Source organism: Pedobacter fastidiosus, assembly GCF_014306625.1.
Classification (GTDB): Bacteria; Bacteroidota; Bacteroidia; order Sphingobacteriales; family Sphingobacteriaceae; genus Pedobacter; species Pedobacter fastidiosus.
This window is the reverse complement of sequence record NZ_JACRYL010000010.1, coordinates 152,397-168,028: the sequence shown is the minus strand read 5'-3', so window position 1 is coordinate 168,028 and position 15,632 is coordinate 152,397. Positions and strand designations below refer to the sequence as shown.

9 protein-coding genes are annotated in these 15,632 nt (G+C 38.9%); 5 read left to right on the top strand and 4 right to left on the bottom strand.

Annotated elements, in window-relative coordinates:
- From H7U22_RS12925 to H7U22_RS12915, 3 genes are all read right to left on the bottom strand, one after another.
- On the bottom strand, nt 1-2,058 hold the full coding sequence (locus H7U22_RS12925) for a fibronectin type III domain-containing protein (protein WP_187071771.1): 2,058 nt from the start codon (nt 2,056-2,058) through the stop codon (nt 1-3).
- Nucleotides 2,059-2,175: 117 nt separating this feature from the next.
- Nucleotides 2,176-6,690 carry a hypothetical protein gene (locus H7U22_RS12920; protein WP_187071770.1) on the bottom strand — a complete coding sequence of 1,505 codons (4,515 nt, stop codon included), beginning with the start codon at nt 6,688-6,690 and terminating at the stop codon, nt 2,176-2,178.
- 492 nt (nt 6,691-7,182) lie between these two features.
- Entirely contained in the window at nt 7,183-8,574 is a 1,392-nt protein-coding gene (locus H7U22_RS12915) for a DASH family cryptochrome (protein ID WP_187071769.1), read from the bottom strand.
- A gap of 375 nt (nt 8,575-8,949) precedes the next feature.
- On the opposite strand from H7U22_RS12915, the gene H7U22_RS12910 reads away from it, so the two are divergent.
- The 5 genes from H7U22_RS12910 to H7U22_RS12890 all read left to right on the top strand — a co-directional run bounded on the left by H7U22_RS12910 (nt 8,950) and on the right by H7U22_RS12890 (nt 14,636).
- The gene (locus tag H7U22_RS12910) at nt 8,950-9,921 is read left to right on the top strand and encodes an aldo/keto reductase (protein ID WP_187071768.1); all 972 of its coding nucleotides are present in this window, start codon (nt 8,950-8,952) and stop codon (nt 9,919-9,921) included.
- 2 nt (nt 9,922-9,923) lie between these two features.
- Nucleotides 9,924-10,748: a helix-turn-helix domain-containing protein gene (locus H7U22_RS12905; RefSeq protein WP_187071767.1), complete on the top strand. Its 825-nt coding sequence runs from the start codon at nt 9,924-9,926 to the stop codon at nt 10,746-10,748.
- A 245-nt stretch (nt 10,749-10,993) separates the two neighbouring features.
- Nucleotides 10,994-12,829: an alpha-L-rhamnosidase C-terminal domain-containing protein gene (locus H7U22_RS12900; protein ID WP_187071766.1), complete on the top strand. Its 1,836-nt coding sequence runs from the start codon at nt 10,994-10,996 to the stop codon at nt 12,827-12,829.
- A 56-nt stretch (nt 12,830-12,885) separates the two neighbouring features.
- Complete coding sequence (locus H7U22_RS12895) at nt 12,886-13,518, top strand: hypothetical protein (RefSeq protein ID WP_187071765.1); 633 nt, start codon at nt 12,886-12,888, stop codon at nt 13,516-13,518.
- A gap of 17 nt (nt 13,519-13,535) precedes the next feature.
- Entirely contained in the window at nt 13,536-14,636 is a 1,101-nt protein-coding gene (locus H7U22_RS12890; protein ID WP_187071764.1) for an acyltransferase family protein, read from the top strand.
- 10 nt (nt 14,637-14,646) lie between these two features.
- Here H7U22_RS12890 and H7U22_RS12885 read toward each other — a convergent pair whose 3' ends face one another.
- Nucleotides 14,647-15,483 carry a PAS domain S-box protein gene (locus tag H7U22_RS12885; protein ID WP_187071763.1) on the bottom strand — a complete coding sequence of 279 codons (837 nt, stop codon included), beginning with the start codon at nt 15,481-15,483 and terminating at the stop codon, nt 14,647-14,649.
- Nucleotides 15,484-15,632: the final 149 nt, after the last annotated feature.

The following is a 15,632-nucleotide window of genomic DNA, read 5'->3' as shown; positions in this document are numbered from 1 at the left end:
CTAATATTTAATCCCCACCGTTTTTATTTCACTAAAAGAACCACTTTGCAAAATAGCCATTATGGCATATTCGTATTCGGTATTTGGTTTGAGGTCTATATCATAAATCCCTTTATGAGGTGCTTCAACCACTTTCCATAAAGAAAGTGGGGTTCCTTTAATAGCTTTATAAATTTGATATTCTTTTACTTTTATTATCTTATCGTCCCAACTTAGCTCAATTCTGCGGTTTGTAACATCTGGATAAGCATAAAAACGGGTAATTATAGGTCTGTCTGCAGCGTTCGGCGGTGTTTGGATGCTCAATATTTCAGAACGTGTTTTAAGCCCGCCCTCGGCTTTAACCTCAACCACATACTGGTAGTTTTTCTCCGATCTGATCTTCTCATCAGTGTAATTATTGGTCAGTTTTCCCGGAAAAAGCCTTAATTCTACCCAGGGGCTATCTGGTGCCGCCCGCCTGTAAATGGCGTGGCTTTCAATATCTTCATCGGTACTGTTGACCCACTTTAAACTTACCCGTCCGGAATCTGTCCGGAATTTTGTGATCACCGCTGGCGATGGTGGGATGATATTTGGTTTTTTAAGTTCGATTAAGGGAGAAATAGCTGATTGATTGAAGCGCTGGTCTAATGCTGAAACTCCGTAATAGGCTTTTTTGTTCATCATTTTAAGAGACAGGATATCTCTATAGCTGTTTATATACCAAACTGAATCTACGAGGGGAACAGCCTCTTCTCCCTTGGCCAGTGCCCTGTAGATTTTATAGCCCAATAGATCTTTTTCTGTATTGGCATTCCATTTCAGGTTTACTTTTCCGGTTGTATCTATTACGGCCATCAAACCGGTTGGTACTGCAGGAGGAACCGAATCGACAGGCTGGACCAGCACCGGGTAAGAAGTACGACCTTCTCCCTCCTTTGCTACAGCTGTTATGGTAAAGTAATTGCTGGATTCCAGTTTATCATAACTCAAACTACGTTGGGCAGTCGGAATATTTTTTACGACTTCTTTATACGGCCCTTCTGATTTTAATGCCTGGCTTAATATAAAGCCCGAAATCTGATCATTTCCGTTTTCATCAAATTCCCAGCTCATTTTTAAAACACCTTTCTCATCAATTGTCTTGCTTCGGATATTCGGCACATAAGCCAGCAATGTTTTGCCCTTACCGGCTAAAATTGGCGAATAAGGTCCCATTTCACCAAAAGGATTAATACCTGCAATGCGATATTGATAATTAAGCTGGTTATTGTTCAAAGAATCTATATAGTACATCCTTCTTGTACCATTGCCGTCCTCTGCATTCATATTGCTTATTGGAAGATCGCTTATCTTTTTAAAAGTATTGCCTCCATCAACTGATTTTTCAATGTAGTAGGCATTATAATCACCAACCAATCTTCCGTAATCCCAACTTAACGTTATCGTTTTGTTGCCAAAATTACTGGCCACCTCTTGTATTTTTGGCAGTTCTTCGTAATCAGCTAAGCCAATATAAGCCCCCGCTGAGTCTATTTTTAATGTTTTACCCGGGATTGCCGATTTGATTTTATAAAAATATTTTTCATTCGGTTTAACATCGGCATCGGTGTAAGCCCAACCGGCCAGTTTTGCACCCTCAAAGCTCATATCTGCAGCGTATAATGAGAAGCCGAAACGTTGATCGAGCTGTTGAGACTGCGCCATGATATTGGTGAGTCCACCTGATGCAGTACCCGTCATTTCAAATTCTTTACCATATATTGCCTGTGCAATCACAGCAGCATAATTGTCTTTTTTTGCCAAAGTTTCCCATTCGGCAAGAGGTTTTGGTTTTAATGCTTTTGCTATAAACTTACGTTCGGGTTTCGCCAGCATTTTCTTATCCCTCAGCACAGTATAGCGCTCTACATCAAAACCGTACTGGTTGCTCATTTTCCAGGCTTCTGCTGTGGTTACCCCCCAACGGATGTAGATTACATTTTCTTTTTTGGAAGGTCTGGCCATTGTTTTAATGGCTGCTTTCTGTTTTGAGGCTGGTTTGTCTTTTTGCTGGCCTATACCTATTTGTGCCATAAACAACAGGACAGTAAATATCCAGACTTGGTAAAAAAATATTTTTTGTTTATAGTTACATGGGGTGCAAATTTTATCTGTTTTCATCTTTCTAGTCTAATTGTAAGTAGCTACCAACTACTGTATTGGGTTATTGTATTGAACGATAGCCGTTGTACCGATTTTTCCGTCTGGCAGGATGAATCGGTACTGGACTTTATACATGCCCTGGCGCATAAATGGGAAATATCCATTGATCAGCCATTCGTAACTTGCCTGCTGAGGAGTACCCAGATAACGATTTACCACTTGGCTTTGCAGGTTCAAAAAATCTGATTTATAGATTTTGACCAAATCGTAGATGTATGGAAGACGCTGATTTACAAACTGGGTATTAAAATTGCCCTGTTCTACATTTGATAAATAACTTAATGAAATTGGCAGTGATTTAATAGGCTGAAGTCCAAGTTCCGTCGTATCGCGGTTGGTGATAAAAATATCATTGGCTATAGGATATTGCTGATAATTGCGTGGATAAATATCCTGTTGATAGTAATTGTTATCAAGTAAGGCTATAGGCTGCAATAAAGGTTTGTTATCGGTATAAGCCGTACCCGAAAGTTCAGCCAGATCAAATGCCTCATATGTATTTACCTGGTTCTGTATGCTGATCACATCTGATGATATTTTATTGGTTATACCTACTGTTCCCGATATCGAATTTACTTTTGCACCAAAAGTTTCGAATGCGCTGCTATGGAAAGTATAGCCCAATATAACCTTTCCGCCATCTTCCTTAACCACATCCTGAGCAGCTTTATTGGTAATGTTTGTGGTATCTCCTTCGGCAGTGGTGGTCTGTATTACGGTTGTAGTACTACCCGTAATTGATCCCTGTGACTTACTTACCAGTTCATAGGTATAAATACTATTTAAATCCATGAATGGCAGATCAAATTTCAACCGCTTATTGGTTTCATCGTATGCGAAAGACACAGGTACGGCATTACCATTTTCCTTTTTAAACGTTAAATTCTGTTTAAAGCCAGGAACAGTAAACAAATAGGTCTGTCCGCGTTTAAGCTGTACATAGCCGGCGGTACTTTCAGATTTATAGAAATTCCGCTGTTCAACAACTGGCCAGCTATATTCTACGTTGGTAAGCGGGATTATTTCTGGTGCCGCCCCCGTTTTAAAATCAATTGATTTCTCTTCTTCAGATTTTTTGCCATCCATGTAAACGGTTTGCCAGCTGCCGCCTTTCAGTTCCATAAAACTTACTTTTGCATAAACTTTAAGATCTGAATTTGGGGGTAGTATCTCTGATGAGATAAAAGAAACGGCATCTTTGCCCGAGTTCCATTCGAGTCTCCCTGCAATTGGCAGACCTGCTTTTGTCAGTTCAAATTTTTCGAGTTTTATCTTAAATGTTTTGGTGCCCTGTTCATCTGTAATCGGGATATCCTTTTCAACAGGGAAGTTAAACGCGGCCTGTGGTGCGGCAAATACATCGACTCCTTCTTTGGCTTTTGGCGAAATATCCGAAATTACATTTATGCCTACTGGGCTTTCCTGACCTCCTCCCACTATTTTACATTCATTGCCCAATTGAACCTTGAAATTTGCACGTCCTTTGATCAGGCCGCCCAACACATTGTACTGTACGCCTAGATATCCCCTAAACCATGATGGATTTGGCAATTTTGCTTGTAACAATGCAGCCACGCCAGCCCTTATGATCGGTATTTTTGCTTTCAGGAACCATAGCTTGACTTTTATCCCCAGTTCCCCCTGCAAATAGGCATAAGCCTGTGCATTTGCATACCAGCCATGTATACCAATAGGTTCAGAACTGCCCTCGCAATGTGCATCAGGGTATTCTTTAAGCATGAGGTCGAAACCAACACCAGCTTTAAAATTGGCATATAAAATCAGGAAGGTAATATCTCCTGTTTCAACAGATAGCCTTGAGCCAAACGCAAAACCTCTTCCATTTCCCAATGCATTTAAATCCCTCATGTAATCCAGCTGAGCCATATCTACACCAAGAATATCGGCTACCTCCTGTGGTGGAGCCGGTGAGCCGGGTATTTTGGTGCCGAGCATAAAATAAGATTGGGTTTTGATGCTAAAACTTCCCAAACCTACCTGTATGCCAATTGGATCGGTAGGTGTACCCATATACACATACCATTCTTTGGGTGCAAAATGAAGTACAGCATAACCTGCACGGTTATTTGCGCCTACTCCACGCAATAGCCCCATAGCCGCATTAATGTAAATATCAAAATTTGCATGGAAGGTTTTATTCTGAAAATCATAACTGATACCTACGTAAGCGCCCAAACCCTCTGTAAAATCCACTTTTGTCCTAACATCCCTTGCGGTAGCCTGTGGATCATCAATAGTCAGTTTTTTGATACTTTCAAGTTTTTCCAATTTTAGAGCATCGGACAGGCCTTTCAACTTTTCCTGTATCTGGTCCTGTACATCTCCCAATACAGCAGTAGCTTCATCTAGCAAATCGCCTACAATGGGAATCTTGCCCATAAATTTTGCACTGCCAAACAGGCCTATATAACTTAAACCGCCATTTTTATTAAAAGCCATTTCAAATTCGACCATCCCATTGGCAACCTCGCTTTTGGTAATATTGAACATGACCCCGGCCTTTACGCCCAGCCCCATAGCTGAGTCGGGTTTGTACTCGGGCATTAAACTTGACGAACCTGAGTTTACGTTCTGGTTCATTTTGCTCATCCTGTAATAAACGCCACCTGAAAAGCCCTCCAAGTTTAGTGGTCCAGCTATTGGTACGCCATTACCAAACTTCGCCTTGCCATCCACGAACCAGTACCTAAAGTTTTTGCGCCCAAAAATAGACCTTACGTTAACATCTACGTTGCCCAAAGATTTTATCTTGATATTAATGCCGCCTCCAAAGCCATCACCGTAAATAGGGTCGTCCTGCATGATGTTGATCATGCCATTTAGGGTTACTCCACCTATATCAACGCCCTTTATCTCTATTGCCGAAAGCCCAACCTTGTCAAACTTCCATTTTTGGAAACCGTTATCCTGTACAAATTTTGAATCCAGATGTAAACGTGTATCAGCCTTAAATGCTTCATCCATTAAAGTGACCTTTAGACCAAAGGCCAAACTCGCATTGGCTCCAGTTGCAGTAAGTGCAATATTATCAATGGAAACAGGAAAGTTTGCCAGTTTCAGTTCTCCTTTATAACCAAAATATTCCACAGTTAGGTAAGGTGCTACAGTTTTTAAACGTAGGGCCCTAAATTCAATCCCTTTAAAACTTGCCAGTGATTTTGTAGAAGAAGAATCTTTACCAGCTTCTATATCCATTCTCCCTGTTAAATTGGCTTCTGGCAAAAATTTATTGTTGTCAACCAAAAGTTTAACATAAGAATTGGAATCGAGGGTCACCTTAGCTTTCCAGATACTAAAATCTATTTTGCCTTTTGGCGCAACGGTTAGCCAGTACTTATTATCCGTAGTTATTACCGCTTCATATTTTAATGAATCTTTGTCTGCTATCGGAATGCCTATATTACCTTTAAAGCCGGCTCCAACCAATCGGTTTGCCTCCAGGTCTACATTAAATTCATCAACAGAAAATTTCCAGCCCGAGGCAGAGCCTTCGTTGTAGGGCAAAATATTTTTCCCGTAAAAGCTTCCACTTACCCCATTATTATCAATAATCAGGTTGTTTGCGCCAAAGCTTATCCGTGTAGCACTGTTTCTTTTTGCAAAAGCTTTTGGCAACATAACTTCCAAGGTCTGAATGTATACACCTCTCCACATTGCAGGGCTGGGATAATTCATGTAATTAAGCTCATATCCTGGTGGAAAAGCAATGGCTGGGCTATTTTGCGTATCGCTAAGGTCTATTGTTGCATTTGATACTGTAAACACCACATCATTCAGCTTATTGACCTGGAATTTTGGCAAACTAATATTGACAAGAATATCATTCCAGTCTTTTACAACTGTTTTAAATGAGCCCGTAACTTTTTTGGTTTCATCCTTTATAATTTCACCTGTATTGTCACAAGGAATCAAAAGGTTTCGTGGAAAAGTAACTTCAGCAGCAAGTCCCAGCTCCTTAAATCCCTTACAGTCCATAGTAATATAGGTCAGATCGTCTATTGCCTGCCCATTGGATAAGTTGAAGCCGCCCTTTAATATAACCTTGCTATTGCCCCCGTTTATGTCTATAGGGATATCACCCAACAACATCAATTTGGCATCTCCTATTATTCCACCCTCATAGGAAAGCTTTAGCCCGCTGATACCGAAAAACAGTGAGCCAGGTTTTTGAGGAATCTCGACTTTGGCAAATACGGTAAGCTCAGCATAAGTTGAATGAAATACGGCACTGCTAATGGCTATTTTATAAGTTATATTGTTAACTGTTCGTTTTAGGCCAATGGGCAATTCATTTAAATCGGTGGGATTTAGGTATTCTGTATAATGGTTGTTTTGATCCAATTGCGCTACTGCGTTAATCGCAAAGCGCTTAACTTTCGCACTATCAGAATTTTTGCTCGACTGGGCGTAAGAAAATGAAATACATAGAAAAGATATAATGAAAGACAAAAGCCTTACACGTAATGTAAAAGTTATAGTCACAGGCGTTAATTTGTTTAATTTCCGGCTCACATTATTTCTAGTTAAGCCACATTGGGATAGCCAATTATTAAGCCAGAACGAAATGATTGATATAAACCACTTTCAAAACCTATAGAATTTTTGGGGTGGGGATTTTTGGGGAAAAATGCAAACAAAATATGGGGAAATGCCCCAACTTTTATAAAAGAAGAATGGCATCAACTTTAAATCTCACTATACTTATTTTATAAAAAATTTGAATAATCTTAAATTAAAATACAATTGGTTTGAACTAAAAAAGTAACCCTAAATGATTAAATTATTGTTCAATTTCCAAAACCTGAAGGTTCCAAAATTTCGTTTTGAATACTATGCTAATAAGTATTTTTTTATGGAAAGGGCATCCGGCAAACACAAGTGATGATTGGGAGCATCCAATGTTTGTCTCGTTTTAAATCTGAACACCAAAAGCCAACTGTTTTCTTTTCTAGATAAAAAAATTGGCATACTCAATCAAACTGTCAGTTTTTGGATTAAGCCAATTGCCCTGCCCCACTTTTTATATACTTCAATAGGTTTGGCATACGCTGGAATATCGAACGCCCAGGGGATTAGAACTTCGATGTTATTTTTTTCCAAAAGTTCTGGAACCCAGTGCCGGATAAAATCTTGTGCCTTGTATTTGTTGGATTGGTGCACAGGATTGGTATACCAAATTTCGAATGCCTGCATATGCCAGTTCATCCAATTCGAGGTGACATCATAATCGATCAATTTAGATTCAAAATAAGAAGCGCCCCAAGTCCAATCTATCTTTAAATCGTGCACGAGATAGCTGGCGCAGTTAACTCGCCCGCGATTACTCATATATCCAGTTTGGTTAAGTTGCCTCATGTGCGCATCGATAAAAGGAATTCCTGTATTACCTTGACACCATTTCGCAAACTTTAAAGGGTCGTTTTCCCAATCTATATTTTTATTTTTATAGCCTTTGGTTAGAAATATGGAACGTCCAAAACGCATTGCCTTAAATGTAAAGTAATCTCTCCACACCAGCTCAAAAACGAGCCACCAAGTACTCTGATTTTTTTTGACTTTTGCTTCGTAATCTTTAATCTTTTGGTATATTTCGCGTGGTGAAATACAGCCCAATGCTAAATATGGCGAAAATTTAGAGCTATAGTCCAGTCCATCAGATTTATTTCTGCTCCATCTATAACCTGTTAAAAGCTCCGATTTGAATGTATAATATTCTAATCTTTCCAAGGCGGCAGTTTCGCCACCCTCAACAAAAGGCTTTGCACTTTCAAATTCCTTTTTATCGAACCCGTAAAGCTTGTAAGAAGGAAAATCTTTAGTTTTTATTTTAGCAACAGAATTTAACTCAGCTGGGCGACTGAAGGTTTTACGAGGCTCTGCCTGATTTCCAACCGGAATCCGATAGGCTTTGCTTGTGAGGGGAATTTTAGAAATTTCAAAAGGGAGATCTTCTTCATGGTAAAGTGTTTTGCCCCAAAAAAAATGGAATCTTGTGTCTGGCAAAGCCTTCGCAACGCGATCAATTAACTCGAGTTCGTAAGTTGCATACTCCTTTTCGGCATATACATCTGTTATACCGTATTCCTCAATCAGCTCGGGCAAGGTAACAACCGCTGAAACATCTCCAACAATTAAGTGCGCCCCGAGAGCCTCAAGATTCTTCTTTAAATTAAGAACAGACTGTTGCATAAACTTAAATCGGATCACATCTACTCGTTGGAAGCCTAGCTGCAATTTCTCATAGTCACTTTTTTCAATGCAGTAACAAAAAAGTAGACCGTTACATTCCTCCTGCGCCCTTGTTAACGCCTCGTTATCATGCAGTCTCAAATCATTCTTAAACCAAACCAGACCGCGTTTTGCCATTTAAAATTTCTTTACAATTGTTTATGAGATAAATTTCTGTCAACATTTATTTCTTTTGATTATAGTCATTATGATATCTATAAAAAGTGAGGCGCTTATGTTAAAGTTTCGAATCTTGAAATAATATGTTGTACTAAAATAACATCGTACAAGAGTTAAAAGTTTTGGGTTGGATGTTCGCCGAAAAATTGATCTATTTTATTCCTACGGCAAAGAGAAACATTAACAGCTCAGAAAAATGGATATGTTTTTCGAAATATTATGCTGTAAATATTAACTCAACGGGTTTATTGCAAGCTTTAAGTGAGCCGTAGAGACAAGTAATTTGAGCTATACAAGAAACCCGTGACTCTTTTGAAACGAGATCTTTGTATTATGAAAAACAATACAAGAATTCAATTGGGCAAAAATGGCCCGTTAGTTTCCAGACTTGGTTTGGGCTGTATGCGAATGTCATCTATCTGGGGTGGCCCCACACCTAATGAGGCTGAAAGCATTGCTACCATCCATGAGGCTTTGGATAGTGGAATTAATTTTTTGAACACAGGAGACTTTTACGGCGCTGGCCATAATGAAATGCTGATTGGTAAAGCCATTAAGGGAAGACGTGACGATGCTTTTATCAGTGTGAAATTCGGAGCAATCTTTCACAACGGTCAGTGGCTGGGAATGGATCTTCATCCAAATGCCATCAAGAATTTTGTAAATTACTCGCTAACCCGTTTGGGTATTGAAGCCATTGACCTTTACCAGCCAAGCCGAATGGATGATAGTGTGCCAGTTGAAGACATCATCGGAACGGTTGCCGACCTAATCAAAGAAGGCAAAGTGCGTTACATCGGCGTTTCCGAAATCACACCCGATCAGCTTCGCAAGGCAAATGCTGTTCACCCCATAAGTGCTTTGGAGATTGGCTATTCGCTGGCCGATCGTGAGATAGAAAAAGAACTGCTTCCGACAGCGAGGGGATTGGGCATTGGTATAGTGGCTTTTGCCAATACTGCTGAAGGCTTACTAACGGGTGAGATGAAGGCTCCGCTTCCAGATCATGATTACCGCAATCATTTCTCTCGTTTTCAAGGAGAAAATTTAATTCATAACTTAGAAAAAGTAGAATTTTTAAAGCAATTTGCAATTAATAAAGGCTATACACCAACACAGGTTGCAATAGCTTGGGTAAAAGAGCAGGGAGAAAGCATTATGCCTTTAGTGAGTATGAGCCGAAGATCTCGCCTGCCAGAAAACATCGAAGCTATGAACATTGTATTTACGCCAGAAGAAATGCACAACTTAAACGCTACTTTTGCAAAAGGCGCTATACTTGGTGGCACTTACCTACAACGCTAAAAATGACCAGTCCAGCAGAAATTCTCCCCGGTGTAATCTTCTATTCTTATCTCTCTACAGAGCGGAAGGAGAAAGCATGCTTATGGAACTATCATACCCTGATATTGCAAGTTTCTGGGCAGTTGATACTGGAAACATCAGTGCAGCATATTTCTATGATTGGGGGAGAAATGTTGCTGATTGGCAAAAACCAATTGGGTACGCTTACCAAAACACCTTTGCCTGGCGGAAACTATGAAACCATCGTTATATCCCTTCAGGAAGATTTACTGCGCAAAATAGCATTGGAAGAAAAGCTCGAAGCAGACCAAAAATATGCTGGTCCTCCCAATATTTTAATTCCAACAAACGAATTCCTGCAAGGGTATTTTCAGTCTATTGTTCCTTATGCCCGAAGCTCTGGAGCAGAAATGACAGACGAAATGGGCATTCTTAAAGTAAAGGAGGGAGTTAAATTATTACTCCTTGCTTTACCCCAACTCCGCAACTTTTTATTTGACTTTTCAGACCACCACAAAATAGATTTGGAAAGGTTTATGCTCAGTAACTTTCATTTCAACATTCCCGTCGAAAAATTTGCACAGTTAACTGGTCGTAGCCTAGCGGCTTTCAAACGCGACTTTCAAAAAACCTTTGGCTCAGCACCACGTCATTGGTTGCAAGAAAAGCGACTAAATACCGCTAAATACTTTATTGAAACCAAGCGCCAAAAGCCTTCAGCCATTTACCTTGACTTAGGCTTTGAGAGCCTTTCGCACTTCTCGCATTCCTTCAAAAAAAGGTTTGGCATAGCGCCTACTGAACTTAATAGCACAATAATCGAATAATTAACTCAATATACATTGAGACATTTTCCTATCTAAAAGTTAAAAGGTTTCGTTAAGCATTTTTTATCCAATTGGATAAAAAAATATATCTTCGGAAATCATATCCCATATAAATGAGGCCTGAAACAGCAAATATTCAGGTTTGTAATGGTTATTTTTATTGCCATCTTTTACGGGGGGGGAAACCTAAATCAGATTGTAAAACCCTTTTTTACTTACTGAAATTAAAGAAAACCAAATAACCAATGAGCAATAGAAAACCCAAATTAATTATACAATTACCTTTCTTAATTGGCTTGTTGTGTCTTGGAATATCTGCGAGGTCGCAATTAAACATTTATCCTCCATTATCCGCCACTAAAACCGGAGTTATTAATCCGTATTCTCCAGACCCCATATTTCAATATAATTGGACAGAACCCAAAGCAACGGATGGCTTGGAGAGTTTTATACTACAACCTATTAGGTGGATCACTTCCAATCGAAATAGTTTTAACACAGTTAATTTTAAAAAAAGCAACGTAATTTTGGTCAATGGCGAAGGATATATCCGTTTTGATTTCGGCCAAACCAATGCGGGCTGGCTTGAGTTCGATAGTCCTGATTTAACTGGAAAAATAGAAATGAGCATTAGCGAATACAACCAACCACCAGACTATGCTCCAAACTATCAACCAAAAACAAGATCACCCAAAAAGTATGGCAATACTTACCGCTTGGAACTGAATCCGGAGTTGTATGAAGGGGTAAGATTTGGTTGGATTCATGTTAAATCTTTTGTAGGCCCATGGCATATTACGGGTTTAAGGTTGGTTTGTCAAACAAAACCCGTAAACTACAATGGCAGTTTTTCATGTAGTGATACTACACTCACTAAAATTTGGTACACAGGCGCTTACACGGTAAAACTAAACCTGCTTAAAGATTATCTTGGTGCAATTTTAATGAATCGTGGTGATCGATTTTCTTGGACAGGTGATGCACATCCGGCTCAGGCGGCATCAATGGTTGCGTTTGGAAACTATGACTTCATTAAAAAAAACATTGCATATACATCAACCCAGAGTAATGGCATTAAGAGCTATGCACTTTATTGGGTTTTGAGTTTAATTGATTACTATAAATATACAGGCGATAAAAATACACTTGCGAACTATTTAGAAAATGCCTGTGCTAAGTTGGATGATGCCTATAAAATTTATGGAACTAATCCCAATTTAGAGTTTTATGGTTGGGACGAACGTTTAGGTGCAGGATTTGAACATCCCAATTTACCAGAGCCACAAAATGCCTATAAAATGCTTTCTATTCGGGTTTGGAAAGAATTTGCTGAAGTGATGAAAGCCGATGGACGGATGGATTTATTTAAAAAGTACAGTGATTATACAAATGAAAAGTTAGTGGTACTTAAAAAAAATCCCCTTTGGTATCAAGAATTTGGTCTTCATGCTGGTGCGGATGCCGTAACCACTCGCCTTTTAAATCGCAATGAAATAAATGCCATCTACGAGAGCAGTTTCACGGATAAAATCAATCGGATTTCTTATTCTCCATTCAATCAATATTTTGTAATTCAAGCCTTTGCCGTGATGAAAAAATACGATGATGCATTGAGTTCGATCCAGGATTTGTGGGGTGGACAAATAAAATATGGCGGTACAACTTTTTTTGAGGATTACCGTCCATCATGGAATAATGCTGTAGGCATTAATGGCGTGGTACCGAGCAATCAATGTGGTTATACCAGTTTGTGCCATCCGTGGGGTGCAGGCGTTACAAAATGGCTGAGTGAGGAAGTGCTTGGGATAAAACCTACATCACCCGGTTTTGCAACATTTGATATTCTTCCACACCTGGGCAGAACGCTCACAAGCGTTTCGGGTAAAACACCAACTTTAAGGGGAGATATTAGCGCAAGCTTTGATGTTTCTACAGGATTGTGTTCAATTTCAACGCCTGCTGGAAGTGTTGGTAGGATAGGAATTCCGAAGGTTGAAAAAAATATTGTAAGCATAAAAGTAAATGGGAATCTGGTGTGGAATGGAACTTATCACCCGGTTAAGGGATTAACAATGCCGTAGAAGATGCTGAATTTGTTTACCTTAAAGATGTATTTCCAGGGAAATATTCGATTACTGTGAAGTACAAAGGAACTACGCCACGATATTATGAAGCTAAAGAAATTTTTGAATCGAAGTTTACCGGAATAGATACAACTACTCATGGAAACTGGGGAAAAACTTACGGAAAGGATGGTTATATACTTTGCAACTACGAAGGAAATGGGATTGATAAAAAATCTCTTCCCAATTACGTTTCTGCTATAAATTATTACAAAGTTAAAGGCAATAATCTACCATTAAATACAGTCTGGAATCCGGCAACAACCAGCCAGAACGCCCTTGCTCCCGATCGAAGAAACGGTTTTCCCAGAACCGCAGCCTGTTTATTTGCTATGGATGCAGATCAAATTGGAAATACTTTTACCACAACCATCGGCATAAAAGGGAATCAAGACTATAAGGTATCTCTATATTTTTTAGATTGGGATAATAAAGGCCGGAAAATTTCGGTGGAATTATTTGATGAAAAAACTTCAAAATTAATTGCCCCAGTTAAAATTGTAGAAAGCTGTAGCGGTGGCACGTATTTAACTTATGCATACAACAAATCTGCAAAATTTAGAATAAACCTAGTTAGGGGAGATAACCCCGTTTTGAGTGGGATCTTTTTCGATTCAGACCCGATTAAAAAAACCAGAAAAGATTAGCCCTGAAAATTTATTTTATGCACAAAACCTCCTCACAACCCGTAATTTTTACAAAGCCTCATTTTGAAATTCTAGATGGTCTTCGTGGCCTTGCTGCTGTTGCGGTAGTTATATTTCATTTTATGGAGATTGCCGTTCCAGATTATAAAGAAAATTTTATTGCACATGCTTATTTAGCAGTAGATTTCTTCTTCTGTCTTTCTGGTTTTGTAATTGCCTACGCTTATGATCAGAAACTGAAAAGCATTGGCTTGATGAACTTTTTCAAAATTCGATTGATTCGATTACATCCTTTGGTTATCATTGGCTCGATTATAGGGCTGGTTGCTTTTGCTTTCGATCCTATGAGCAACTTATTCAATGCTTACATAGGTAGAAGTTTTTGGATGTTTGTGGCTTCTTGTTTAATGATTCCATATGCGCTTGTTCATGAACGATATTTCAACTTTTTTCATCTTAACCCACCAACTTGGTCACTTTTTTGGGAATATGTAGCTAACCTAGTTTATGCATTTGTTTTAATTAAGCTAAAAAATAAAGTGTTATGGTTTTTAACAATTCTAGCTGCAATTTTGCTTGGATACGAAGCCTTTAAATCAGGAAATCTGTCTGTTGGCTGGGGAGGCGATAATTTTTTTGGTGGTGGAGCAAGAGTGTTTTTTTCCTTTTTAGCGGGTATTCTTATCTATCGTTCAAAATGGAAAATTCCTTCTAAACTTGGTTTTGCAACAATTGGCATACTATTGATTTTGGCCTTTCTTATTCCATTTTCAGAAAAATTCAATTTTATTATAGATCCATTGGTCATTGTTTTATTTTTTCCTTTCCTCATTGCTCTTGGTGCTGGAGTAAGCTTGGCGAAAAAATCGAGTTGGATCTGCCGTTTTTCAGGCGAAATTTCATACCCACTATACATGGTTCATTATCCATTTATATGGGTGTTTATGAGTTATGTAGAAAGCAAAAAACCAACGATGAATGAGATGATTCCTGTAATGGCAATTGGCGTTGTTGCACTAATCGCTTTTGCTTTTGTAGTTCTTATTTTTATTGATCTCCCAATCCGCAAAAAACTAAGAAAGATAATGGATTCTGGTTTAAAAATTACCTCAGGATAAATGCTCTGCACTAGATAAGTTCGCCAACATCTATCCCATAAACCTGTTCGAAAAGTTTTTTGAAGTACGCCCTAGAGCTGTAACCTGCTAAGTTAGCAATCTCCATTATAGTTCGGTATTTTCCAGTAGCAATAGCTTCCCATGCCATTTGCAACCTAATTATGCGGATTAAATTATTTGGTGTGATGCCCAAAATTCTATTAATCTGCCTAAATAATTGGCGTTCGCTAATGGCCATTTCACTACCAATAAAACTCAAGGTTAAATCATGCTTGCCTATATTTTTTCTTACAATAGTTTCGAAACCATTAAGCCAAGTTTGATCAGATTCTGATGGCTGACTTGTTACTTGGGAATTTTGCAGATTATGATCTTCACTTTTAGTTACCTCGCTTACACCGTGTGTACGAATTTTAAAGTTTTGAATTTGTTCCGTATTGAGGCGCATTAGGATCACAGAAATCCGTTCATACTCCTCAAATTGTTTCCTATAGGTTATGTCTTTCGCAATGGCAAAAACCACACGATCACGCTCTATCGGAATTGATGTCCAAGAGAGCCATACTGCAGTTCCATCTTTCGCTAGATATCTATTTTCGAAACGTAAAAGCGCCTCGCCTTTCCGCAATCCATCTCTACTTTTTCCGGTACGCTCCTTATCGGCAGGATGAACGAAAGAATTAATTGGAGCCGCCAATAGTTCTTCGTTGCTATAGCCTAAAGTTTTGGATACGGCTGGGTTAATTTTTTTAAAATAGCCATCATAACCTGCTACACAAAGCAAATCTGGCGATAATTCAAAAAAATATTCCAAATCAAAAGGAGCGTTATTGGATGGTTTAGGCATTAATCTTCTTTTCTACTGGGATTAGATGGGTAAAATACAAAGTTCCAAGTGAACATCTATGCCATCCTTTTTTCATTTTTTTAAAATGGAGTGCAACAAACCAAATTTTGTCAGGCTAGCACACTAATCGGGCAGTATTGTAAATGTAA